24 protein-coding genes are annotated in these 24,811 nt (G+C 51.4%); 11 read left to right on the top strand and 13 right to left on the bottom strand.

From position 1 onward, the window contains the following. The first annotated feature begins 565 nt into the window (after positions 1–565). Complete coding sequence (locus BUF15_RS09450) at positions 566–2,161, top strand: hypothetical protein (RefSeq protein WP_143170677.1); 1,596 nt, start codon at positions 566–568, stop codon at positions 2,159–2,161. Between the two features lie 240 nt (positions 2,162–2,401). Here BUF15_RS09450 and BUF15_RS09445 read toward each other — a convergent pair whose 3' ends face one another. From BUF15_RS09445 to BUF15_RS09420, 6 genes are all read right to left on the bottom strand, one after another. Next, a complete protein-coding gene (locus tag BUF15_RS09445) occupies positions 2,402–3,355 on the bottom strand; it encodes an ABC transporter permease (RefSeq protein WP_073613221.1) in 954 nt (317 codons plus the stop codon). Next, positions 3,355–4,407, bottom strand: coding sequence for an ABC transporter permease (locus BUF15_RS09440; protein ID WP_084553806.1), 1,053 nt, complete (start codon positions 4,405–4,407; stop codon positions 3,355–3,357). The genes BUF15_RS09445 and BUF15_RS09440 overlap by 1 nt, the downstream gene beginning before the upstream one ends. Further along, complete coding sequence (locus BUF15_RS09435) at positions 4,404–5,864, bottom strand: ATP-binding cassette domain-containing protein (RefSeq protein ID WP_073613220.1); 1,461 nt, start codon at positions 5,862–5,864, stop codon at positions 4,404–4,406. Before BUF15_RS09435 ends, BUF15_RS09440 begins: the two co-directional genes overlap by 4 nt. Positions 5,865–6,015: 151 nt before the next feature. After that, positions 6,016–7,188 carry a BMP family lipoprotein gene (locus tag BUF15_RS09430; RefSeq protein ID WP_073613219.1) on the bottom strand — a complete coding sequence of 391 codons (1,173 nt, stop codon included), beginning with the start codon at positions 7,186–7,188 and terminating at the stop codon, positions 6,016–6,018. A gap of 259 nt (positions 7,189–7,447) precedes the next feature. Further along, the gene (locus tag BUF15_RS09425) at positions 7,448–7,888 is read right to left on the bottom strand and encodes a phosphate-starvation-inducible PsiE family protein (protein WP_073613218.1); all 441 of its coding nucleotides are present in this window, start codon (positions 7,886–7,888) and stop codon (positions 7,448–7,450) included. Between the two features lie 89 nt (positions 7,889–7,977). Next, positions 7,978–8,910 (bottom strand): universal stress protein, encoded by a 933-nt coding sequence (locus tag BUF15_RS09420; protein WP_073613217.1) that lies wholly within the window; start codon positions 8,908–8,910, stop codon positions 7,978–7,980. Between the two features lie 430 nt (positions 8,911–9,340). Here BUF15_RS09420 and BUF15_RS09415 point away from each other — a divergent pair, with 430 nt between their 5' ends. The 6 genes from BUF15_RS09415 (at position 9,341) to BUF15_RS09390 (ending at position 13,909) form a co-directional block, all read left to right on the top strand. Continuing rightward, positions 9,341–9,928, top strand: coding sequence for a helix-turn-helix domain-containing protein (locus tag BUF15_RS09415; RefSeq protein ID WP_073613216.1), 588 nt, complete (start codon positions 9,341–9,343; stop codon positions 9,926–9,928). A gap of 272 nt (positions 9,929–10,200) precedes the next feature. Beyond that, complete coding sequence (locus BUF15_RS09410) at positions 10,201–10,446, top strand: 4Fe-4S dicluster domain-containing protein (RefSeq protein ID WP_073613215.1); 246 nt, start codon at positions 10,201–10,203, stop codon at positions 10,444–10,446. Further along, positions 10,443–11,507 (top strand): 3-methyl-2-oxobutanoate dehydrogenase subunit VorB, encoded by a 1,065-nt coding sequence (gene vorB, locus BUF15_RS09405; protein WP_073613214.1) that lies wholly within the window; start codon positions 10,443–10,445, stop codon positions 11,505–11,507. The genes BUF15_RS09410 and vorB overlap by 4 nt, the downstream gene beginning before the upstream one ends. Then, positions 11,504–12,256 carry a thiamine pyrophosphate-dependent enzyme gene (locus BUF15_RS09400; RefSeq protein ID WP_073613213.1) on the top strand — a complete coding sequence of 251 codons (753 nt, stop codon included), beginning with the start codon at positions 11,504–11,506 and terminating at the stop codon, positions 12,254–12,256. Before vorB ends, BUF15_RS09400 begins: the two co-directional genes overlap by 4 nt. Next, positions 12,249–12,818, top strand: a complete 570-nt coding sequence (locus BUF15_RS09395) for a 2-oxoacid:acceptor oxidoreductase family protein (RefSeq protein ID WP_073613212.1) — start codon at positions 12,249–12,251, stop codon at positions 12,816–12,818. The genes BUF15_RS09400 and BUF15_RS09395 overlap by 8 nt, the downstream gene beginning before the upstream one ends. Before the next feature lie 50 nt (positions 12,819–12,868). Continuing rightward, entirely contained in the window at positions 12,869–13,909 is a 1,041-nt protein-coding gene (locus BUF15_RS09390) for a Glu/Leu/Phe/Val family dehydrogenase (protein ID WP_073613211.1), read from the top strand. Between the two features lie 154 nt (positions 13,910–14,063). Here BUF15_RS09390 and BUF15_RS09385 read toward each other — a convergent pair whose 3' ends face one another. From BUF15_RS09385 to BUF15_RS09370, 4 genes are all read right to left on the bottom strand, one after another. Further along, the gene (locus BUF15_RS09385) at positions 14,064–14,759 is read right to left on the bottom strand and encodes an REP-associated tyrosine transposase (RefSeq protein ID WP_073613210.1); all 696 of its coding nucleotides are present in this window, start codon (positions 14,757–14,759) and stop codon (positions 14,064–14,066) included. Between the two features lie 141 nt (positions 14,760–14,900). After that, positions 14,901–15,503 (bottom strand): PEP-CTERM sorting domain-containing protein, encoded by a 603-nt coding sequence (locus tag BUF15_RS09380; protein WP_159441271.1) that lies wholly within the window; start codon positions 15,501–15,503, stop codon positions 14,901–14,903. 426 nt (positions 15,504–15,929) lie between these two features. Further along, a complete protein-coding gene (locus tag BUF15_RS28325; protein WP_084553801.1) occupies positions 15,930–16,163 on the bottom strand; it encodes a PLP-dependent transferase in 234 nt (77 codons plus the stop codon). 97 nt (positions 16,164–16,260) lie between these two features. Next, positions 16,261–17,385: a trans-sulfuration enzyme family protein gene (locus tag BUF15_RS09370; RefSeq protein ID WP_073613208.1), complete on the bottom strand. Its 1,125-nt coding sequence runs from the start codon at positions 17,383–17,385 to the stop codon at positions 16,261–16,263. 179 nt (positions 17,386–17,564) lie between these two features. Between BUF15_RS09370 and BUF15_RS09365 the strand changes: the two genes are divergently transcribed. Beyond that, positions 17,565–18,485, top strand: coding sequence for a DMT family transporter (locus BUF15_RS09365; RefSeq protein WP_073613207.1), 921 nt, complete (start codon positions 17,565–17,567; stop codon positions 18,483–18,485). A gap of 20 nt (positions 18,486–18,505) precedes the next feature. Here the strand turns inward: BUF15_RS09365 and BUF15_RS09360 are convergent, their stop codons facing one another. Together BUF15_RS09360 and BUF15_RS09355 are read right to left on the bottom strand one after the other, a co-directional pair. Next, a complete protein-coding gene (locus BUF15_RS09360; protein ID WP_073613206.1) occupies positions 18,506–18,904 on the bottom strand; it encodes a hypothetical protein in 399 nt (132 codons plus the stop codon). Positions 18,905–18,979: 75 nt separating this feature from the next. Further along, a complete protein-coding gene (locus tag BUF15_RS09355; protein WP_073613205.1) occupies positions 18,980–19,462 on the bottom strand; it encodes a DUF3124 domain-containing protein in 483 nt (160 codons plus the stop codon). 221 nt (positions 19,463–19,683) lie between these two features. On the opposite strand from BUF15_RS09355, the gene BUF15_RS09350 reads away from it, so the two are divergent. Both BUF15_RS09350 and BUF15_RS28225 read left to right on the top strand, forming a co-directional pair. Further along, on the top strand, positions 19,684–20,568 hold the full coding sequence (locus BUF15_RS09350) for a DUF808 domain-containing protein (RefSeq protein WP_073613204.1): 885 nt from the start codon (positions 19,684–19,686) through the stop codon (positions 20,566–20,568). A 77-nt stretch (positions 20,569–20,645) separates the two neighbouring features. Then, a complete protein-coding gene (locus tag BUF15_RS28225) occupies positions 20,646–21,443 on the top strand; it encodes a J domain-containing protein (protein ID WP_073613203.1) in 798 nt (265 codons plus the stop codon). 110 nt (positions 21,444–21,553) lie between these two features. On the opposite strand, the gene galU is transcribed toward BUF15_RS28225, so the two are convergent. Further along, positions 21,554–22,426 (bottom strand): UTP--glucose-1-phosphate uridylyltransferase GalU, encoded by an 873-nt coding sequence (gene galU, locus BUF15_RS09340; RefSeq protein ID WP_073613202.1) that lies wholly within the window; start codon positions 22,424–22,426, stop codon positions 21,554–21,556. 404 nt (positions 22,427–22,830) lie between these two features. Here galU and BUF15_RS09335 point away from each other — a divergent pair, with 404 nt between their 5' ends. Then, on the top strand, positions 22,831–24,804 hold the full coding sequence (locus BUF15_RS09335; RefSeq protein WP_159441270.1) for a ferrous iron transporter B: 1,974 nt from the start codon (positions 22,831–22,833) through the stop codon (positions 24,802–24,804). The last annotated feature ends 7 nt before the right edge of the window (positions 24,805–24,811 follow it).

Genomic DNA, 24,811 nt, shown 5'->3' with positions numbered 1-24,811 from the left:
TGAGAATGTTTATGATATAGTTGACTTATGCCTGACTATTAAGTGGATCTTTCTTTGGACTGGATATTGCAAGCATCTTGTTGAGGGGAAAGAATTTATGCCAGCAATGAGAGCTTTGCCGGATAGGAAGATGAAGGAGGGTCATGTTTTTCTATCCGTGGTAATACTTTGAGACCTGTTGGCGACAATGAGCATCCGCTTTCCCAAATAAACTCCATACAGGATGTTCACATCCGCCAGCTGTCCTCAACATTAAGATATTGTCTAACCTTTCTCCTCAGGTGGTACCACCTTGATGTGTTATCTGGAATCAGATGCACATGCCCGTTAACGTGCAAATTCTTCAGCGCAGTAATCGTAGATCGTCATTGATCTCATGTACTGTTGGAGGAGGTTTGCGCTCTCTACCCAGAGCTATATTCAGACATCTTCATCCAAGTTTGTGAGCATGAGGTCTTTATGCACTATTTGGCGTAGCGGCACCATTTCTATTCTGGAAGTTGTCGTCATTCCCTGGGCAATGTGTCGCAAACGTAGAGGGTATAATGGGATATGGGGGTACGTTATGAAAACAAGGAGATATTTCAGTTTACTGGCATTGGTTTCGATTGGATTTCTTATGTTAGCTTCTGGAGTTTTGGCTTCTGGCGGCCGCGGAGGAAGTGGGGGGGGAGGAGGTAATGGAGGTGATGGCGGTGATGGAGGATCGACCAAGGATTTAGGTGACCTGATCATCCTTTATCGAGATGCGTATGGTGTGCCAATAGCATCAGACCCCATAATGAAGGACGACGAACAGGATGTCATAATTGGCGGAAAATGCTGGCAACCGATTGCCTTCCCGTCTGATACGTGCGATTTGGAGTCTTTGATAGATTCTGGAGAGGTGGAATGTATCGAAAACGGGCCATGTCTAGTTCCGGTAGATCAATACAGCTGTGCAGTCGAAACTGCTTATGTCGGATGTACGAAGGAGGTGGATTTCGGTCGCACCAATGAAGCACGATCTCCGGATGACGTGTTTCAATCGCAGTTAGAGGACGTGATTGTCAACCTTGCAACAGCCGATTGTGTCACCCTCGACCCCGCGGGACGGCTGGTTACCAGCAGGGTCGCAGATGGCGGAACGGCTACAACGAATGCAATTGATTCACCGCTCCAGAATCTTGCGATCTATAGGGAAATAATCCTGAAAGGTTCGCTGGGGGCACCGCTGCCACAAGGAATTGATATATACGACACTGCGGCCAGGGCGTTGGGGGCGGCATCAGATAAGTCTGGTGGTGTCGATGTCGATCAGGTGGCCTATCTGAACCAGATTATGGGATTGAGTGACCCGGAGACACCGACGGCATTTGGTAAGATATGTGAGAAATATAGGGAAGAGGTACAGGGCAAGATGGAACCGGTAGATAAATGTTTCCTGAATTATGGGCCTAGCTTTAACAATGTTAATTATGCGTATGTTACAGGAGCTAATTATTTTTATTCGCGCACGACTAATTTCGACTCTTTGCCTTCTCCTGCATATATCCCAGCTGGCGACCCTCAAGATGGTTATTTCGAGTATTTAGCTGAGCTTGATGATCCGCAAACAATTACATTCGTGATTATGGATGGACCTATTCTCGGTGCCGTGTTTAACTATGAAGGCGGTTCATGGGATAATATAGGCGGTTTTGCTCAGGCAGCTGACGATACACGTGCAGTTATTGAATTTATGCACCTCTACCCGGTTCTTCCAAATTTTGCGACACCACTGGTCTGTGCTGCTTCAGGGGATATAAACTATGATGTTTCGATCAGTGATGTGTCGGGCCTGCAGGTACCCCAAAATATTGTGAACGGCTCAGAGGGTAGGGAATTTACGGTGACAGTCGCGAATGCGGGGCCGGATGCAGCCTCAGGAACAGTAATGGTGACGGCATCTTACGGGAATGACCCTATTACGGATTCGCCATGGAACTTTACGTTTACCAGCCTACCCCCTGGGGTGAGCGAGTCCTTTGTTCAGTTCTTTACTGTTAATATTGTTGATATTGTTCCAGAGATGACAATAACGTGGACAGGGACTGTTATTACAACTGAGGATGTGAACGGGAGCAACAACTTTGTTGAGGAAACGAGCAAACTCATAGTGACCGGTGGTGGCAAAAGATAATAGCCGACAATGTAAGCCGAGTCAGAATTTCCTATGGATCAACAAGGAACCGTAATTTTGATTTGTCAGCGAGGTGCAGATTAAAAGCACAGGATTTCCGTAAGGGAGTAGTAATCACTCTGTTGAGTAGCTTTGTATCAGGAAAGAGGTTCTAAGAAAAGATAAGGGCACAATCAATAGAAGATTGTGCCCTTATCTTTTTAGGCTTCGTGTCGAACTTTTGTCCATGGTCCTCTTGGGTCAGTTCCTGCGATACGGTCGTCCCATAGCTTTCGGCGGTTTACCGCTGAACATCCGCACCCAGCGGGCCAACACACCTTTTTTGCCGTGGCTGAAATGGATGATTACCAGAGTGAAAATCATCAGCGGGAACGGTGCCACCTGAAAGATCTGAGGCGGAATGGTGGTGAAGGCATCTTGAAAATAGATACCCATCAGCTGCAACAGGCCAAAGAGATAAGCGCCCACAACGACTCTGGTCGGGTTCCAGCTTCCGAAGATGACAAGGGCCAGAGCAATCCAGCCGATACCTTCGCAGCCCTGGGGATGACCCCAGCCTGGTTTGACCGACAGTGAATAGGTGGCACCGGCCAGGCCCACCATGGCGCCGCCGCCAATGGTGGCCGCCATGCGTACCATAATTGGGTTGATGCCACGAGCCCAGGCGGCTTCTGGGTTTTCGCCCACTGAGCGGATGATCAACCCCCAGCGGGTGCGATACATGAGGTAAGCGCAGAGCGGGATGGCTATAAAGCTGAGGTAGACGAGAATGGAGTGCGAAAAAAACGCCTTGCCCAAAAGCGGCAGTTCGGAGAGAAGAGGCACGGGCAGCGGTTCAAACTGCGGACCTTCGACCCGGGAATGCCCACTGCCTAAGAAATAGGCGAGATCGCGACAGAGAAAGGTAAGGGCAAAGCCAACAGCTACCTGGGACTGGCCTAATTGCACGCCGATCGCTGCGACAATGGCTGCCACAATCGCTCCGGTTCCGGCACCTGCCAAGGCACCCAGCACTGGGGATCTCGTCTCAAAGGCGACCACGAAAGAAACCATTGCCGCAAGTAAAATGGTGCCGTCTAGGCTGAGGTTGACGACCCCGGCTTTCTCGGTGATAGTCTCGCCGAGCGCGGCTAAAACTACGGGGGCGCTCATGACAGCGATGGCGGCAACAAGGGCGGTAAGATTGATATCCATCACGCACCTCCTTTTCTGGACTTGCGCCAGCCATATACCAGAAGTGCGGCAACCACGCAGGCTCCCTGGATCACCCCGGAGAGGGACGAATCAAGCTGCAGTGTAATGGGAAGTTGGATGGAACCGGCAGCCAGTGCTGCGAAGAGCAGGCAGATAATCGGCACGGGGCCCGCCTTGTAATTGGCGAGCATAACCACCAGCAGGGCCAGATAACCATAGCCGCTGGAGATAGGTGGCAGCAGCCGGTGATAAACACAGGTGACCTGCAGTCCCCCGGCAATACCGGCAATGCCGCCGCCGAGGATCATCGCCGCAAGACCAGTTCGATCCGGACGGATAGAGTAGAGGGGCGCAGCCGCCGGGTTGGCACCCACCGCCTTGACACGCAGGCCGAAACGGGTTCTGGAGAGGATATACCAGGTCACTAGAAAGGCACAGATCGCGATTACGATCGACGCCGGCGCAACCCGCCAACCAGGTGGAGTGTACATCCACAACTCTCGCGCAAAAAGATCGGTGCCGCTCATGGAGGCGATACCTTCCCGTTTCCATGGGCCGAGAATCAGCCAGAGAATAAAACCCTGGGCAACGAAATTCAGTCCCAGGCCACCAAAAATCTCGTTGACTCCGCCCCGGTTTTTCAGGAGCCCTGCAAAACCGCCCCACAGACCGCCACTGATAAAGCCAGCACAAAGGGCCAGGCCTATAAGCAGACTTGGCGGCAGACCGAGACTGTCAGCACGTAACAGTAAGGTGGTGCCGATGGCGCCTAAGATGACCTGACCTTCGATGCCAATATTCCAGAGCCCGGCCCTGAACGTGAACAGCAGGCCGCAGCAGCAGAGCAGAAGAGGTACCCAGACTGTCAGGACATGATTAAATTTCAGCCATGAACCGACAGCGCCGGTGGCGAGAGTGGAGGCGATGTCAGCTGGTGATATGCCGAGTGCCAGCAACAGGCAACATACTGCGCCGAGTGCCAGCAGACTGATAAGCAGGATGTCCCGGGCCTGTCCGAGAAGCATCTGCGGGAGATTGCGAGTACTATTCATGGTCTGTTGAGCTGGCCGGTAATGGCCAGGCTGATCTCTTCCTGGCTCGTTTCAGATGTTTTTTTATCTAACAGGATTTTGCCGTTATAAAAGGCGAGAACGCGGGTTGCCTGGCTTAGAATCTCTTCGAGTTCAGGCGAGGCGAAGACAATGGCACCTTCCGGATGCAGCCGCTCTCGCAGATAACGCCAGGTCCAGGCAGCTGACTGGACATCAAGGCCCCTGGTCGGGTTCTCCATAAGAATCAACTGGGTCTGGGGCGGGATAAGCGATAGCAGGAGCCGCTGCTGGTTGCCGCCGGATAAATCCTCAACCTGGGTGTTGACGCTGCCGCGAATAGAGGCGGTGGCGATGGCTTGCTGAGTCTGGCTAATTCCGCTGTTGCGGGCGAGAAACTGTGGAGTCTCGCCGGCTAAAAGGTGATGTTCGCGGATACTGAGCCCGGGAAACAGTGCTTCTGAGAGGCGATCAGAGGGCAGGAACACCTTTTCATTCTTGGTGCTGCCATACTCCGGCCCAGGTATGCGGCCAAGGGTGGTGACATTGCCCTGCTCGGGAGCAAGCAGTCCATACGCGGCTTTCAGGAACACCGATTGACCGCTGCCGTCTACACCGGCCAGGCCGACGATTTCGCCGGCACCAATGGTGATAGTAATGCCCTTCATCCCTGATCTGCCCACGGAAGAGTGGACTTCATCAAAGACCAATACGCTTTTCCCCGGTACGGAGGTGGCGACTTTTGGGGCGGTATCGTTTTGCTGTGGGACAGTGTCGAACATTGCGGAGAGCAGCTTGCGGCGATCAAACGGTTGTTGCTGCCAGGCGACTGTTAAGCCAGCCCTGAGCACAGTTACTTCATCACAGAGTTGTTCGATTTCGTCAATTTTATGGGACACCAGCAGGATGGTTGCTCCGTCCTCACGCAATTTTTTCAGTGCCGAGAACAGCTGGGATTTCTGCCGGGTCGAGATGCCGGTGGTTGGTTCGTCGAGAATGAGGATCCGGGCGCCGTTTCTGATCAGGCGTAGCAGTTCGAGCTGCTGGCGTTCGCCAACGGTCAGTTCCTGCATCTTCTGACGGGGATCGAGATGAAAACCGAATCCGACCTGGAGTGAGGCGAGCACGGCCTTCTGTACATCGGGCTCGAAGGCGTCTGCCCCGGCAATGAAGTTATCCAGTACCGACAGTTGCGGAAAGTCGAGCGGCTCTTGATAGAGCATGCCGATACCGCTCTCTGCCGCTTCCCGGGGGCTGGCCATGGCCATGTCCTGGCCGTCGAGCCGGATGGTGCCGTCTGTCCGTGACTGATAGCCTGTGACGATCTTCATGAGCGTCGACTTGCCGGCCCCGTTTTCGCCGACGATGCCGTGGATGGACCCGGGCCTGGCGGTAAGGGTGACGCCCTTCAATGCCTGTACCGGTCCGAAATGTTTGGTGATCTCTATAATTTCAAGCATACAATGCAATAAACCCGTCAATCTCTTCAGGACCTTGCGGTCATGAGGATATATTGACGGGTTGTCATGTTTAACCGCTGGTTATCGTAGAAAATGGAGAACCAGCAATGTGGATGCCTGCCGAAAATGGCAGGCATCCGAAATACAGTTTTTATTCTCCTGCGCCTTCCATTCCTTCAAGCAGTTTGGGAAGATTCCAGACCTGCTCGTCGGTGGCGGTGGCACCGGCAGCAAGAAAAGCACTGCCATCCTGGAAGTTGAGAGGACCGGTGAAGAGATTAAGGCCACCGGCCAGGGCTTTCTGGAAATCGGCCAGGGCGGCTTTCTGCTCAGCAGTCATGACACTGCCTTCAACAAAGCCAATGGAAGACGTTTCCATATTGTTGATGTCTGCCCAATCCGGACCGAGCCAGAGAAAGTTCTGCTCCCATTTGTCGGTCATGGCCTCACCGATCATCTTTTTGTAGCCTGGGACCCAGTTGAAGTAGGGTACGCCGAGACATGCATCCGGGGCGGGATCACATGCACCCTTATAGTCATAGGGAATGGCGAAGACTTCTTTTCCTTCCTTGCGTTTCTGGTTGGCGACAACCAGCGCTTCGGTGGTGTCGATACCGGAGATTACCACATCATAGCCACCATCAAAGAACGAGTTGGTGACCAGTGTCGGATCGGAGGTGACGCCTGGGATATTGAACCAGAAACCGATCCAGCTGACTTTGAACTGCAGGTCGGCGGCAGGTTTTTTCAGCACTTGGGTCCAGGCGTAGTGGGCACCAAGGTAGGACGAACTCACCAGACGACGGGTCTCGGCGTTGACCAGCGGGCCGAGATAGGCAATTTTGCCGGTTTTGGACGTCATTGCGGCAACGAATCCGGCCATCATTTTACCGTATTCCATGCGGCCCATGAGATTCGACAAGTTCTTGTCCGACTTGCCGGTCAGGACGTCGTCACCGGAAATGTGAATGAATTTTACTTCCGGATGCATCATGGCGGCTTCACGCACGCCGTCCTTCATGTCATCTGAGTTGGCGATAATGAGCTTGGCTCCCTTGGAGACCAGGTCATCTACCAGCATGGGGATGGTGACACCGGGACGGTCGGCCGGATTGACTTTGTCGATATAGAGCATTTTGGCGCCGGTCAGTTCTTTCTCAATCACCTGGGCTGCCTCAAAATGGGCCTGGCTCCAGCCATGGTCGTTCGCCGGTCCGACCAGCAGAAGGCCGAAAGGATAGTCGGCGGCCTGGGCCTGCGACCACGGCAGGGCCAGCAGGCATGCGGCGACCAGAGTCAGCAGCATGATTCTGATACGTTTCATGTTCTCTCCTCGAATGTTGGATAATTGGTACGTTAAAAAGCAGCAATACCGTACGGATAGCGTATGGGCTTTACCGGCGGCGACAGAACAGAATATATTCTGGTCAATGACCTGAAAGAAAGAGGAAATCATAAACAAATTTTTTCGGAGAAGCACTGAAAAAGCGAACCGGCGGTTACTTCACACCCTGGATGAAAGGCACATGTCAACAAAGCGGGTTAAGAGTTGCATAGTGTGGTCGGCCGGTAACCTTTACACGTCACTTCTGCCCCTCGTCCGGAATCTTATGGATGAGGTAGTAGGTGATACCAGTGGCAACCAGCACTATACCGGTTGCCCAGATATGCATGGGCTCCAGGGTGTCGTAATCGAGAATGATCACTTTTCGGGCAATTGCCATGAGGGCAGTGGAGATAACAATTTTCACGTGAATCACATCGTCACGCAGATAAAGAATAATGTTCTGGAAGATCTCGATGGCGATAAGTACCACCATGAATGCACCGAAGGTGGCCAGCACATCGCTGATTGTCAGAATGAACATTGGTTTAGCGGCAAGTCGCTGGTAAATAGTCCAGGCGACATCGACCACCCCTGAGATGATGACCAGCACCATCAGCAATCCCAGGGTTTTCAGGCAGTAATGAATAACATTACGGAGCAGCCACAGAAACTTGTCATCCTGTTGTATTTCTTTCATAGTTCGTTCTCGACTGCGTGTGGTAAAAGTTGCAGGTCAGTTCATTCGACCAGTCTGTATAAAAACATGTAATACGTAATACCAGGGCATCACAAGGTAACGGGTGATATGAACCCGTTTGGCTTTACTGCCAATACCGTACAATTCACCTGGCTCAGCACCTCTTCCGCTTTGTTGCCGAGAAGGAGTCCCGGTAGCCCGCTTCTGGCAACCGTGCCCATTACGAGAATATTCCCCTGCAGGCTCTGCAGCTGCTGCTTGATGACTGTGGCTGGGGGGCCTTCAACCAAGTGGATTTGATTGTCATTGACGGTGATGCCGGCGTCGGCAAAGAGTTGTGAAAATGCTGCAGATCTCGTTGCGACGATTTCCTGTTTCATCGCGTCGATCTCTTTGTCGGCGACTTGAAAGCGGGGGCCGCGCATGCTTGTTTCGTACTGCAGATGCCAGGCATGGACGAAATGCGCTTCCTTCTGTTCTATCTGGGCAAGGGAGGAAGTGAGCTCGACGATTTTCCTGTTGAGTTGCTGGCTTTCCTTTTCGGTGCTGGCAAGATCGACGGCACCGACAACTGTTTCACCTGGCTGGTTGGTCGCTGTGGAGATGATCCAGACCGGGCATGGACATTTACGGAAAAGGCGCATGGCAAACTGATCGGTACTTTCAGTAGTGCAGCGGGCCTTGACCACGAGGTCATGTTCTTCCTCTAGGACCTTGCGGATCACGGTGATGAAATCCTTACCGATAAGAACCTCGCCGCTGGTGACGATTCCCTGCCAACCTGGCTGGGCCAGAACTTGCTCCAGCTCCTGACCGGCATGTTTTCTTTCCATGTCAACAAGTGTTTGAATTCTGTTGGAGAACTGTTTTCCGACACTGTCGATGATGGTGTCTTCCAGAACCCGGACAATACGGACCGAGGCGTCGTTTTGCCTTGCCAGGTTCTGGACAGCAGTGATTACCTGTGTTTCCTGGGCGGGGTCTGTGTCGAGAATGTAGAGGATGTTCATGAACCGTTTCATTCTTTCCCTCCTTGAAGATTGCAGAGTGTCAGTACGAAGATAGATGACTGGTTTGGAAAAGGTTGATATAGCCGGGGACTCGACACTGTTGATGGGATACTTTACGTGGTTCCCCAGCAGGTGCTCTTCATCCTAACTACGTCAATGGTCCTTGGATAACCTTTCGCTATTACGATAAGTAGCTGTGCAGATGGTGCTAGAAAAATCGATGGAATGCTGTCTTTTTCTTGAGCCATGGACAGGGATCAGTGGAAATTGTAGTGGCACTGTGTGGTGGCCGATTCGGGAAGGGCTGGTGGGGATGGCCGTAGCGAATACCAAAAAGGGTGAAGAGGGATCAGGATAGTTGTATATTAATAAACAGTAGTAGCCAAAGAGATATCGCGACCAGTTTGGTCTGCGGCGATTCAATCATGTTTGAACGGAGAATATGCTGACCGATATGAAAGAAGCCCTTGCCTCCCTCGATCTTGGTACCCAGATCCGTAAGCTCCGTAATAAGCGGGATCTGACCCTGCAGGATTTGGCGAACATGACCGGGCTTTCCAAACCCAATCTCTCTCAGATCGAAAATAACTTTGTCACCCCGCCCATAGCCACCTTGCTGAAGATCGCCACCGCCCTGGGGGTGCCGATAGGCCATTTTTTTCAGGATTCTCCACAGGAAACCAACATGGTTGTGGTCAGGAAGGAAGATCGCTACGGGGTGGCCAAGGGCCCGCATATTTCCCATATTGGCTATCAGTATGAACCACTCGCTTATCCCAAGGTTGATAAGGCCATGGAGCCGTTCATTGTTCACATGGAGGAGCGGGAAGCCAAGGACATCGTCTACAACAACCACCGTGGCGAGGAATTTCTCTACGTGCTTGAAGGGAAACTTGAGTTTCGTTGCGGTGAAAATTCCGTCATCCTCGAAGAAGGGGACAGCCTCTACTTCGACTCCATCGTGCCGCATGGCTATCGTGGCATCGGTGGCCCGGCCAAGACCCTGGCCGTCATTTATAAGCCTGCCTGATTTTTTCCTGTTGTATCTCTCTTTTCGACATTACGTCCGATTGCTCGCGACGAGGCAACGAGTTTTTTCGTAAGAAACATCGTTTTTGTATTGTTCTTGGTTGCCTGCTGCATGTTTTGTGCTGTCAACAGCTTGAAATATCGTTGTTGTTGTACTTTGAAATTCTCTTGCTCTTTTTTGGTAAAGCTGTATGGTGAAGTTTGACACGGATAAATAAAATTTGATAATATTTAACCAGGACCAACCATCCACCATTTTTCGCGGAGGAGATCATGGCCGGTATACAAGGGATTCCACACATCGCGGTTGATCGCTGTAAGGGGTGTGGGCTGTGCGTTTCCGTCTGCCCCCAGTCCGTTCTTGCCATCAGTGATGGTGCGGTCAATGTTAAAGGATATCAGCCGGCTATTGTGGCCGAACCGGAGCGATGCATCGGCTGTACCAGTTGTGCCCTGATTTGCCCCGACGTGGTTATCAGCGTCGAGCGCATTCCTGTGAAAAAGGAGGTGAAGTCATGACCATGACGCTGATGAAGGGCAATGAGGCCCTGGCGCTGGCCGCAATCCGCGGTGGCTGCACCCACTTTTTTGGTTATCCCATCACGCCGCAGAATGAAATTCCCGAGTTCCTGGCCCGTGAACTGCCGAAAATCGGCGGGGTTTTTATCCAGGCAGAAAGCGAAATTGGCGCCGTCAATATGCTCTATGGCGCGGCTGCCGTCGGGTGCCGGGTTATGACCTCCTCTTCCTCGCCGGGTCTTGCCCTGATGCAGGAGGGAATTTCGCTCTTGGCAGCGGCGGAGATGCCCTGTGTGATAGTGAACGTTATGCGCGGTGGTCCCGGTATCGGTGGTATTCAGCCTTCACAGGCCGACTATTTCCAGATGACCCGTGGCGGCGGCAATGGCGATTACCGGGTGCCGGCTCTGGCCCCGGCTACGGTCCAGGAATCGGTTTCGATGATGGTGCAGGCCTTTGAGATGGCCGATTGCTACCGTACTCCGGTCTTTATCGTCAGTGACGGTATGCTGGGACAGATGATGGAACCGGTGGAGTTTGACAATATCGAACTCAAGGAGCCACCGGAAAAAGAGTGGAAGCTCACGGGCCATGGCAATGTGCGGAAGCCGAAAACAATTAAGACCCTGATGCTTGACCCGGCCCGGCTGGAGGCCCGAAACTTCGAGCTGCAGGAGAAGTTTCAAAAAATCGCGGCAGCAGAATGCTCGTGGGAAGAGTACCTCATCGACGATGCAGTACTGGTTTTTACCGCCTACGGTTCGACAGCAAGAATCGCCAGAAACGCGGTGGACCAGCTTCGGGAAGAAGGTTTTGCGGCTGGTCTTATCCGTCCCCGGACACTCTGGCCTTTTCCTGATAAGCCCTTTCAGCAATTGGCGAGCAGGTGTCAGACCGTGCTCTGTGTTGAAATGAGCTGCGGGCAGATGGTCGACGATGTTCGGCTGGCGGTAAATGGAAAACTGCCGGTGGCCTTCTACGGTCGTTGCGGTGGCATGATCCCGTCGCCGGAAGAGCTGGTCGCAAAGGCGAAAAACATCATGAAAGGGGGGCGACAATGAGCGTTGTGTTCTCGCGAACCAAAGGTTTGACCGAGGCCGAGACCCACTATTGTCCGGGCTGTACCCATGGCATCGCCCACCGACTGGTTGGCGAAGCGCTGGAGGAACTGGATCTGCTCGGAAATACTATTGGTTGCTCGGCGGTGGGTTGCTCGATTCTCTCCTATAATTATATCAACGTCGACATGATTGAGTGTCTGCACGGTCGGGCCCCGGCGGTTGCCACCGGTATCAAGCGGGTACGACCGGATTCGATTGTCTTCACCTACCAGGGGGATGGCGACCTGGCTTCCATTGGTACGGCTGAGATCGTCCATGCGGCCCATCGTGGTGAAAACATCACGGTGGTCTTCGTTAATAATGCCATCTACGGGATGACCGGCGGCCAGATGGCTCCGACCACCCTGGCCGGTCAGAAGGTGACCACAGCTCCGGCCGGGCGCAATCCGGTGATCAACGGCATGCCGCTGAAAGTTTCCGAGATGCTGGCCCAGATTCCAGGGGCAGCCTATGTGGAACGGGTCTCACTGCATAGCCCGAAAGAAATACGTAAAGCCAAAAGAGCGATTAAAAAGGGTTTAACCTGCCAAGTGGAAAAAAGGGGATTTTCTCTGATAGAGGTGCTGTCCACCTGTCCTACCGGATGGGGCCTGAGCCCTGTCGATGCGGTTGCTTGGCTTGAAGCGAACATGGTTCCCTACTATCCACTCGGTGTGCTGAAAGCGCCGGAAGGAGGAAAAAATGTGTAACGAACGAGTGCTGTGTGCGGGTTTTGGCGGTCAGGGAGTGATGTCGCTGGGTCAGCTTTTAACCTATGCCGGAATGCTGGATGGCAAGCACGTTACCTGGATGCCGTCATATGGTCCGGAGATGCGGGGCGGTACAGCCTATTGCAGTGTAGTCGTTTCCGATAATCCGGTTGGATCTCCGATAGTCACCACCAATGCGACCTGTGCCATCATTCTGAATTTGCCGTCGCTTGAAAAGTTTGAAAAAAGCGTGGTGTCGGGTGGTGCAATTTTTGTGAATAGTTCGCTCATTCAGAAGAAAGTCAACCGCAAGGATGTGCGGGTCTATGCCATCCCAGCCAATGAACTTGCTGCTGTCTGCGGTAATCCGAAAGCTGCAAACATGGTCATGCTAGGGGCCTATCTGGCCGTGAGTAAGGAATTTTCGCTTGAGAGCGTTATCGAGGCGTTTAAAAAGGTTTTTGGGGAGAAGGCCGGGCGGATGCTCGATCTCAATATCCGAGCCTTGAAAGAGGGTGCGGCTGCAGTCAACGCGACCATAGAGTTGCCTAAGGCGGCATAGGTTAATAGCTGGATATTTAACCAGATCAATCTCGATTAAAGGTAATGGGCATGAACAGGTACACCGTTCTGGATATACCGGGCTATGAAGAGGTGGTGCGTTGCGATAACACCGAAGTTGGCTTCACCTCCTGGATTGCCGTGCACAACTCCAACCGCGGTCCAGCCCTTGGCGGCTGCAGGGTCTGGAGCTACGCGCGGGAAGAGGATGCACTTGTTGATGTGCTGAGGCTGAGCAAAGGAATGACCTATAAGAACAGTCTGGCCAGACTGCCGCTTGGCGGTGGTAAGAGTGTGGTCTTTGCCGATCTTAGCAAGGTCGAAAGGGTGGCGCTTTTTGAGGCGGTTGGCAGATTTGTTGATACGCTTGGTGGTCGCTATATCACCGCTGAAGATGTGAACTCAACGGTGGAGGATATGGTCGCGGTGAAGCGCTTTACTCGCCATGTGGCAACAGTTGGTGCCAGCGGTAACCCGAGCCCATTTACGGCTTATGGGGTGTATTGCGCCATTCGGGCCTGTGTCAAATTCAGGTACAACCGTGAGAGCACAAAAGGAATGGTCGTGGCAATCCAGGGTGTCGGTGAGACCGGTGGACGGTTGGCCGAACTGCTGGTGAAAGACGGTTGTTCAATCATTGCTTCCGATATTAATAGAGAAAATATTGCGAAATTGCGCGAGAGAATCTCTTTTGAGGAAGTGTCTCCGGACGCGATCTACGAGGTTCCATGCGATATATTTTCTCCCTGCGCCCTTGGCGGAACACTCAACAGCATGACAATCCCTAAACTGCAGTGCGCTATAGTTGCGGGCAGTGCCAACAATCAACTGCTTGAGGAAATAGACGGTAATCGGCTCTTCGATCGCGATATCCTTTATGCGCCCGATTATGCGGTCAATGCCGGTGGGGTTATCAATATCAGCTGCGAAATCGATCAGGATTATGACCCGGAACGGGCGAAGACCGAGACGGCGAAAATCGGTGAGACCGTGCTTGATATCCTCAGGCAGTCAAAAAGTATGAAGCTACCGACCCATCTTATCGCCAACCGCATGGCAGAAGAGCTTTTTGGCATGCAGCGAGCGGCATAATCCAATTTCTCTTGATTTCCACATAACCCGCTGGTGGCTGTATTGCCATCAGCGATATTTTGAACAATTCTTCAACTCAATTTGATTGGTGATAAAAATAGTTGTGATTACAGTGTATTGAGCATTTATTTGAGCCTTGGAAACCTCGCTGGATTCATCTTTCTGTTTTTCTGGGCCGGCCCTGACCGCGATTGACGATACGGATTCCATGCTCGTCTTCGATTTGTCTGCTGTATCTGTGATTTCCAGTTAGCTGGTTCCGCTGGATGGCTGAACGGATCAGATCCAGCTCTTTTTCCGGAATTGTTTTGGTTACATAGTCGGCATAAGCATTCTGCCGCTCAACGTTCGTTTCTCCAAGAGCAAGGTAGTAACGATCGAGGTCGACCAGTTGATCAGCCTTGCCAAGCCCTCTGCACCCATAGCTTGACCATTTGTACTCATCAGGCTTTTCCACCATTCCGGCCCGTAATGGATTGAGTTCGATATAACGGCAACAGGCCAGCAGATAGTCATGGTCGGAGATGATGCTCGACTTAAAGCGGCCTTCCCATAAACTTCCGGAGCGCTTCTCCCTGGTGTTGAGGTAGCGGGCTTGACGACCTGAAATGCGCTTCATCATGAGTGAGATTGCCTCTGGGGTGTTGCCAGGATCAATGATCAGATGGACGTGGTTGGTCATCAGGCAATAGGCGTAAACCTTGCATCCAAATGTTTCTTTACACTCGATAATGTTCTGCCGATAATAGGCAAAATCCTCATGACAGGTAAACACAGTCTGGCGGTTGTGTCCTCTCTGCATGATATGGTGGGGCGTGTGTGGGAGTGTGATTCTGGTTTGTCGTGGCATGATTGGTTCATACTTGAAAAAGAGGGATTAGGCCAGTTAAATAGATCTGTCCCCTTTTTATTTTTGTCCCCTTTATGTACTCTGTGCAATAAAAATGCAGGGCTTTTTCAGCCCTGCATTTTTATTCTGTTTTTTATGGCTCTAATTTTTCTTGCGCCGATATGCAGCAAGACTTGCTAAGCCCGTTCCGAAAAGAAGCATAGTTGCAGGCTCCGGGACAGCAGTGTCACCCCCACCGACTTGACCAGCGTGACTCAATTTACCTACATTTTTGATATAGTAGCCATCACCACTTAACTGAAAAACTGCATAATCAAGATTTATATTGTTGTTAAACAAAAACCAGTTACTCCCTTTTGATTCATCAGTGGTTCCCGTTTTAACGAAGAAGTACTTTGGTTGATCTACAAGGGCAAACGCAACGGAATTATCAATTTTAGAGCTTAGGTCTCCACTTGTAGAATAGACCTCTAAATCCACAACAGGATCAAATTTTGTATAATCACTCATCAGGAAATCTTCAGCAATGTATCCGCTAGTATTCAGCCAATTATTTAACCACTTTAATTCATCAACCGGATCACTTCCTGTTCCACCTAAATCATCAGTTTTCGTTAAAAAATTATCCCAACTAACTACATCGATCCACGCTCCATCATTAACATACAAACTAGCCTGCGAGACTGATACAGACACGAAACCGAGCGATAATCCTAAAACAGCTATTAATATTGACTTCTTCATTGCAATCTCCTCGGCTAACCCTCGGGATAGCCATCCAATTTTCAAGTTTGTGCTCCTTACGAATTTAAGAACATCCATTCTTACCTAACTCACAAAATGAAAATCTTTGTAAAACTCATTTCCTCAGAAAAAGCGGCCCTTCATTCTGAAGCGTCAATGGCTTAATGATCCTGGTCCGCTATGTAATTGATATGGTTTATGCAATATCTATGCTCAAATGAGCCAGCCCTGCCTTTGTCTAAATATCCACAGAATTACTAGCATATTTACCTAGCCGTTTGAAAAAAAAATCCAATTTTCCCAACCATCTTGTCAAGTAATCCACATTCCCGGAAAATTTGGCCCGGGAAAAAGGGGACCGGAAAAGGGGACAGATCTAATTAATCAGCGATCCGCCATAGCTCTTAGGGGCTATGGAATGTTTGTCTAGCCCAAGGCCTGCTCTAAATCCGTCATAAGATCATCCACATCTTCAATACCGGTCGAAAATCTCAACAACCCATCGGTAATTCCTACTCTCTCACGATCTTCCCTCGACATCTCGGCATGTGATGTCCGGGAAGGCGAACAAATGATCGATTCCACTCCGCCAAGGCTGATAGCCGGGATGATCAGTTGCAGTCGTTTCGGGAACTTTTCCGGATTACAGGAATCTTTCAGTTCAAACGATTAGGAGAAAAGGGGACATAGGAGAAAAGGCGACAGATCTAATTAACCGGCGATCCGCCATAGCTTTTAGGGGCTATGGAATGTTTGTCTAGCTCAAAGCTTGCTCTAAATCAGCTATAAGATCATCCACATCCTCAATTCCGGTCGAAAATCTCAGCAACCCATCGGTAATACCCACTCTCTCCTGGTCTTCTCTCGACATCTCCGCATGTGATGTCCGGGAAGGCGAACAGATAATCGATTCCACTCCGCCAAGGCTAATGGCCGGGGTGATCAGTTTCAGCCGTTTCAGAAACTCTTCCGGATTAGAAGACACTGCAAGTTCAAAAGAAAGCATGGCACCGAAGCCGTTCATCTGGGTTTTAGCTGTTTCATGCCCTTCGCATTGCATAAGACCCGGGTAGTTGACCTTGTGTATTCTTCTATGGTTCTGTAAAAAATCCGCAATCTTACCGGCATTGACCGTCTGGCGTTCGACCCGCAGTGCTAATGTCTTGAGACTTCGTTCAAGAAGATAGCAGGTTGTGGCGTTGAGACTGCCACCCAGATGGCTGGCCATGGTGCGAATTGTTTTCATCTGTTCCGCACTCCCTGCAGCAATGCCGCAGCAGAGGTCGCTGTGGCCTCCCAGATATTTAGTGCCACTGTGGACCACGATATCGATGCCCAACGCGTATGGAGTCTGGTTAATTGGAGTGGCGAAGGTGTTGTCGATGAGTGTGGTGATGCCTCGCGCTTTAGCAATTCCGGAAACTTTCCTGATGTCGATTATCTCCAGGAGTGGATTGGTTGGTGTTTCAATCACAATCAGCCTGGTCTGTTCGGTAATTGCCGCTTCGATTGCCTCGGGTGACGTGGCAACAAAGGTGTAGTTGATGCCGAGACGGGGAAAGGTTTCGGTAACAAAAGAATGGGTGCCTCCGTAGAGGGAGTCGAGCAGCACCACATGATCACCTGCTCCGGCATGGGCCAGGATGGCGGTGCTGATAGCGGCCATGCCGGAGGAGAAGAGTACTGCATCTTCCGCCAGCTCAAGCGCCGCCATTTTCTGCTCCACTGCCTGCTGGTTGGGGGTATTGAAGTGGCGGGGGTAGAGGCAGTCCTTCACATGCATATACTCAAAGGAGGATGAAGTGAAAATTGGGCTGTTGAGTCCGCGGGTGCTTTCCTCACGATAGGTACCGCTGTGGACACAGAGGGTGTTCTTATCCATATGGGTTTCGTTCCTTTTCACTGGTGGTTGTCGCACACTTTCATGTCAGAGTTTCTTCGCCAATTATCATAATGCATCATGAAATAGTAACAGTTTGGTGGTATAGGTGCATGACATTCTTTTGGAGTGATGACGGATGTTTCGTTATCTAGAGTACATTTCTTTCTGCGGAGCATTTCATGCCATTTCTTGGTGAGGCCATTGCTGTAGCCACTGTGCTATGCTGGACTATCAGTGTGCAGTTTTTTGGAGCGGCCTCGAAGATGGTGGGTTCGACCCCGGTGAACATCATCCGGATCGGGGTTGCTCTGCTGCTCTTTAGCGGATTGTTGCTTATACGCGAAGGCGCTCTCATCCCGCTCCATTTTCCGCTGCATGCCTGGATCTATCTTGGTCTTTCGGGCGTCGTCGGCTTTTTTATCGGTGATATCTTTCTTTTTAAGGCACTTGTCGAACTGGGCCCGCGGTTGGCCACGCTGATCTTTTCTCTGGCGGCCCCTGCAGCCGCAGTGATTGGCTGGCTGTTTCTTGACGAATCGTATGACGTGCAGCAGTGGCTTGGTATTGGCGTGACCCTGGCAGGGATAGCCTTGGTAATTTTTGAACGAAACCCACGGTTGAGGGCAGGAAAAGTTCGCCAGGTCACCAAGGTGACAACGCAAGGGATACTCTTCGGGTTGGGAGCAATGCTTGGGCAGGCGGGTGGATTTGTGCTCAGTAAGGCGGGCATGCAGAGCGGTACCGGCTATCTTGATGCGTTTTCGGCCACCCAGATCAGGGCGCTGGCGGCTTTTGCCTGTTTTGCCATCTTTTTTACTGTTACCGGCAGATGGGAGCATGTTGGGCGTGCCTTTGGTAATACCAGGGCGCTGGGGTTTACCGTGATCGGCTCATGCGTAGGTCCGTTTTTAGGCGTTTCGCTGTCGCTCCTCTCACTGCACTATCTGAGTTCTGGTGTGGCTTCCACTATTCTCTCACTGGTGCCGGTCTTCATCATCCCTTTTTCGATTTTTCTCCATAAAGAGCACGTTTCGATAAGAGCCGTGGTCGGTGCACTGGTGGCGGTCTTTGGCATTTACTTGTTGGTGGGGACAGCATAAGGCCAGCTACTGGTTAAGTTTTACTCCCGTATCTTCTTCTTGAATTGTTCCTCGATATTTTTGAACATGTTCTTCTTTTTCGCTTCCAGCTCGGCCTGGATCGACTCGACTTTTTTGTCCAGATCCTTCTTTTTGCTCATGAACTGCTCGAGCTCTTTGGCAAGTGTGTTCTCGGACTTCGCTTCTCGTGGCAGTTTCTCGATTTCCAGATGATTGGCTACTGATACCTTCAGGGAGAAGGGGTCTTCGTAGATTTCGACAATGCCGGACTGCTCAAGTTTTCGGCACTGGGAGAGTCCTGCCTCTACAGAGATATCCAGTAGCTGGCAGATATCCTCTATCTGGGGGGAGCAGCTCTTCTGATGCTGGAGTAATCTGATGGCCGCGACAAAAAGATGTGCTTCGTCGTATGGGTTCATAGGTTTTTGACGTATTTTCAGCTGAAATTAATATTCTTTCTCCGCTACAGCCGGAGAGGATGTAATAACTTCTCTTTATTGGTTAACGATGGCCTGTCCCCGTGACGTAAAAGAGATACCTTGCTGGAACTGGGCACCGATCATGATGGTTTCGATGATGGGTGGGTTGCTATTTTCTGTAGAGTTCCACTCGACCATAAAGTTGGCACCTGAGCCTCCGCTTTTGTCTTTTTCAGGTATAATGTAACGAAATGATTCGAGAGGTCCCAGCTGGAAGGGTTTCTCTATACAGTTCTTTAAAAGCTTCCCCTGGGTTTCATAATAGTCGACCAGGTTGATGGTGAGGGTGTGCTTCGGGTCGATATTTCTGATGCTGAGCGTAACGGTCAGGAGAAACGGTTGCTCACGATTACCACTGTAGATATGGGAGTATGCTGGAACATAGACTGTCTGGCCCTTGGAAAGCCCATCCTCACCTGAGGCAAAGAGCAAGGTTGGCAGCAGGAGGCTGATTGCTGCGAGCAAGAGGAGGTAGATACCGGGCAATTTGGTTTTCATGTTCGTATTCTCCGATACAAAAAGGTGGGCCTCGCTCGAAGATGAGAGAAGCGGGCATAGGCTTTTGTGGAAATATGACAGGTTTTTACTATAGTGATGATGTGACCCGATTTTCAATGGCAATTTTTGTGACGAGCCGGTAATTCTCCTTCAGAGACCGGAATGGCAGGTGAAAGACAACGAGTAATTGGTTGGATAAGTGAGAGCGGGAGGAAAACGCGGTGACTGGTGGTATTTTTGCAGTGTTGGATGATATAGCGGTTTTGCTCGATGATGCCGCGATGATGAGCAAGATCGCTGCCAAGAAAACAGCAGGAATTCTGGGCGATGATCTTGCCGTCAATGCAGAGAAAGCCACCGGTTTTCGCGCCTCACGCGAGTTGCCGGTGTTATGGGCTATTACCAAGGGTTCTTTTGTTAATAAACTGATCATCTTGCCGCTGGCCTTTCTTTTGTCAGCATATGCCCCCTGGCTCATTGTTCCTGTTCTGTTGCTAGGCGGGGTCTATCTTAGTTACGAGGGGGTGGAGAAGATCTACCATTACTTTTCTCATTCGCCCCATGCCAAGCCTGCAGCTGAGACGGTTACAGATGAAAAGGAACTGCTGAGACGCGAAGCGGAAAAAGTAAAGTCGGCGATACGTACCGATTTTATCCTCTCCATTGAGATCGTTATTATTGCTCTGGGTACGGTGATGGAGCAGCAACTAATGTTGCAGATTATGGTGGTGAGTGTGGTGGCGATGCTGGCCACTATAGGGGTCTATGGCGTTGTTGCTCTTATCGTCCGTATGGATGATATGGGTTTTTATCTCATCCGGCAGGGACGCCGTCTGCAGGGGATGTTCGCCCGTCTGCTGGTTCCCGCTGGTTCGGGGCTGGTGGTCTCCTTGCCCTGGGTGATACGTGCTCTCGGCATTATCGGCACCATTGCCATGCTGCTGGTCGGTGGAGGCATGTTTACCCATAATATTCATGCACTGCATGAGCTATTTGTCTTTATGCCGTCTCTAATAGCCGATCTGGTGCTGGCCTTTGTTGTCGGAGGAACTGTGCTGGCGGTGCAACTGGTGTTTCAGCTTGCCGTTAAGCGAAGAAGTGCATAGGGTGAACCTGTTGACGGGGCAGAGATACATGGTGTTCGCCGTTATAAGGCTTTTGTAAACAATGTGATGTTGTGACCATGATGAAAGACTATTACCAGATCCTTGAGGTGACGCCGGAATCAAGTGAAGAACAGATTCGCAAGAGTTACCGGCGGCTTGCCATGCAGTATCATCCCGACCGGAATCCGGATAATCCGACAGCTGAGGAGAAGTTCAAAGAGATTGCCGAGGCCTACGGTGTACTGACCGATCCGGTCAAGCGCGGCCAATACGACACGAGTCGCAAGATGGGCGGTGACTTCTCTGCGAATGGCCAAAACGGTGGTTTTCACTACAGTCAGGAGGACATCCTCCGCGATCTGTTTCGGGACCCACGGTTTCAGCAGATGTTTTCCGGATTGTTGCAGGAGTTTGCCCGTAAAGGCTTTCGTGCGAACCAGCACTTTATCAAGCAGAGCTTTTTCGGTGGCAAAGGCGGGATGATCTTTGGCGGCATCTTCTTTCTCGGCTCACTGGCTGGTCCTGCAATTTTAAATGGAGCCCGCAAAAGTTTGCCGTCTTCAAAAGGGTTACTTCGCTCCATTGGCGGGGCGGTGGGCAGACTCTTATCCGGCGGCCAGAAGCAGATCGGAGAGAATACTGCACCTCCTCATGCGGAAATTCCCGCTACTACCTACACAACCCGTCTCTCTTCCCAAGAACTTCGTGAGGGCAAAGTAATTCAGCTTGTAACTCAGGGGCCAGATGGGCCCGAGCGGTTGAAGGTTACAGTACCTGCCGGTAGCCACGGAGGTCAGAAGCTGCGACTGAAGGGAAAAGGTTCTTTCGGTCCGGGTGGGCGCGGCGATCTCTACCTCGTACTGGAAGAGGGGTGATTTCTCCTTATTGTCGAATGACAGGCAGGAGGAGCAAAAGGTAAGAAAATACATCCCCCAGCCGCTAGGGCGGTAAGGGGGATGTGTTTTTTTGGGGAAAAGAGCAGATATTACCGGCCAACCATCAGGGTTTTGATGAAGTCGGTGAGTGCCTCCCGCAGTTCCGGTCGTTCCATGGCAAAGGCCAGGTTGGCTTGCTGGAAGCCCGCCTTGTCACCGCAGTCGAAGCGGGTTCCCTTGAAGCGATAACCGAAGATCGGCTGCTCTTCGAGGAGCGCAACCATGGAGTCAGTGAGCTGGATCTCGCCACCCGCTCCGGTTTTGTGGGCGCCGAGGTAGTCGAAGATCCGGGGGGTGAATATGTAGCGTCCCACCGCCGCGAGATTCGAGGGTGCATCTTCCGGTTTTGGTTTTTCGATCATCGATTTAATACGCACCGTACCGTTGAAACCCTCTTCCGCCTCAAGAATACCATATTTGGAGGTATCTTCTTTTGGCACCTCAAAGATGGCCACCAGCGAGGCCCTGACCCGGTCGAACTCCTTGACCATCTGGTGCAGTACAGGCACATCGCTCTGGATCAGATCGTCGGCCAGCAGGACGGCAAAGGGCTCGTCACCGACAATGTCGCGTGCGCACCAGATGGCATGACCGAGTCCCAGCGGTTCGCTCTGGCGGGTGTAAACGATGGTCCCGGATTTGGGCACCAGCGATTCAATTGTTTTCAAGAGATCGCTTTTTCCGCGCTTTCTGAGAGTGTCCTCCAGCTCATAGGACCGGTCGAAATGATTCTCAAGCGGCGTCTTGCCCGCACCGGTGACGAAGATGAGTTGCTCGATACCTGAAGCCAAGGCCTCTTCAACGGCGTACTGGATGATGGGCTTGTCGACGACCGGAAGCATCTCCTTTGGCATTGCCTTGGTTGCCGGAAGGAAACGCGTGCCGAGACCCGCAACTGGAAAAATAGCTTTTTTTATTTTCATAGCACCTGATCGAGTAGTATCGCTCCAAGGGTGGAAGGTAAACACAACAGACTGCTCAGGCATGTTCTACGCAAGTGAAGAATCCGCAGAAATGAATCGTTAACCGGAAAAAGAAATGCGTTAACGATGGGTTGCCTACGATGAGGTCGTAACTATAGAAGCCAGGGAGATAAATGTAAATAGGTATGTTTACCTATTCTAGTTGAGATGGCAGGGATATGACAAGTCATTTCAAATCTTGCGGGGCGAAGTCGTCTGGATGACACAGAGAGAAGGGCATGCCCCGGACAGAGAAAAAAAGAGCGGAAAAGCCTCGTTTCTTTTACCAAACTGTCAAAATATGCTATTGGTTGTTGGTTTTAGTGGTAGCTAAGAAAATCAACGTTTCTTGAAATTGGATGAAAATGGCAGCAACACACCCCCAGACTTCTGAACCATCCGGTTATAATTATGCTCTTATCGGCAACATGAATGTCGGCAAGACCCTGGTGTTTTCGAGCATAACCACCAAGAAAATCAAGTCGGTCAACCTCCCGGGATCGACGGTGACCATCAGCAGCGCACCTTTGCGGAGCGAAAAGGGGATTCTTTACGATACCCCTGGTAACGTCTCTATCTTCAGTGAAAATGAGGACGAGCGGGCTTCTCGTGAGGTGCTGCTCTCTGAAACATTTGGCGGGGAAATCAACGGCATTATCCTGATGGCCGACGCCAAGAACCTGGCCCGCTCGCTGGCCCTTGCCTTGCAATATGGTGAGTTCGGGCTGCCGATGCTCGTCAATATCAACATGATGGACGAAGCGGTATCCCGGGGCATTGAGATTGATACCGCCAAACTGGCCAAACTGCTTGGGGTGGAGGTGACCACGACCATTGCCCCGGAGGGGATGGGGTTGCGGGAACTGGTGGGCAGTTTTGATGAGCTGCGACCGCTTAGTTTTCATGTTTCCTATACACCCGCCATCGAAACGCTATTGGCTGATATCGCCAGGGAGGTTGAAGGAGGCCGTATCTCTCCGCGGGGGGTAGGGTTGCTACTGCTCAACCATGATCGTGACGTCCGGCGCTATGTCCGGGATCACTTCGGCCGTGATACCCTTGACCGGCTAGTTGGCCTCATTGACGCTTTCTATCGGGAAAACCCTACACATTCCAGAAATATACTAACAGAACATTATATCACCGTAGCCAGGCGGATTGCCGATGAGGTGCAGACTACCGAGCCGGTGTCCCGCAACTCAAAGCTTGCGACCTTTGGAGATATGTGCACCTCATTTTCCACAGGTATCCCCATTGCTGTTCTGGTGCTGGCTGCGATGTACTATTTTATCGGGGCTTTTGGTGCCACCTATCTCGTAGACTCCATTAACAGCAAAATTTTCGAAGGGATACTTCTGCCGGCAGTGAGTCATTTCACAGATAGGCTGTCCAGTCAGTTTCTTCGAGACATGCTCATGGATCCCGATTTCGGCATCCTGCCGACCGGTGTTTTTCTGGCCATGGGGCTGGTGCTGCCGGTGATCTTCTGTTTTTATATCACTTTTGGTATTCTGGAAGATTCCGGGTATCTGCCACGTATTTCCATTCTGCTCGACAAAGTGTTCCATAAACTGGGGCTCAACGGCAAGGGTGTCATTCCGCTGGTGATGGGCTTTTCCTGCGTTACCATGGCGTTGCTCACGACCAGAGTGCTCAACACGGAAAAAGAGAAAATCATCGCCTCATTTCTCCTGTATCTCTGTCTGCCCTGTGCTCCGCTTATTGCCGTGATGCTGATCATTCTTGAAAAGATGCCGGTTTCCGCCTCTGTTGCGGTGTTTGGCATCCTGGCGAGTCAGGTGCTGGTGGCTGGGTATCTGGCCAATCGTTTTCTCCCCGGCAACCGTTCGCCACTCTTTCTGGAAATTCCGCCAATGCGCTTGCCAAAACCCTGGGCGGTGCTGAAGATGGCGCTGGCAAAGACCTGGTTTTTCATGCTCGAGGCTCTACCGGTTTTTATTTTGGCCTCGGCCGGTGTCTTTCTCTTTGAGCGGGCCGGAGGGTTGCATCTGCTTGAGCATACCCTTGGGCCGATGATTCATCATGTCATGGGGTTGCCGGAAAAAAGCGTGCAGGTTTTCATCAAAACGATGATCCGGCGGGAGAGCGGCGCCACCGAGCTTGAGCATCTCCGACAGATTTACACCAACCTGCAGCTGGTAGTGAATCTTTTGGTGATGACCTTTGTGGCACCCTGTATTAATTCATTTATTGTGCTCTTCAAGGAGCGTGGTTTAAAGGTCGGGCTGGCCATCAATATTGCGGTGTTCGTCTATGCCATTCTCATGGGGAGCATCGTCAACCATCTCTGTCTCTCATTCGGGGTGACTTTTTCGTAAAAAGGAT

Origin of the sequence: Desulfopila aestuarii DSM 18488 (assembly GCF_900143695.1) — a bacterium.
Taxonomy (GTDB): domain Bacteria; phylum Desulfobacterota; class Desulfobulbia; order Desulfobulbales; family Desulfocapsaceae; genus Desulfopila; species Desulfopila aestuarii.
This window is presented reverse-complemented; position numbering and strand designations above follow the sequence as displayed.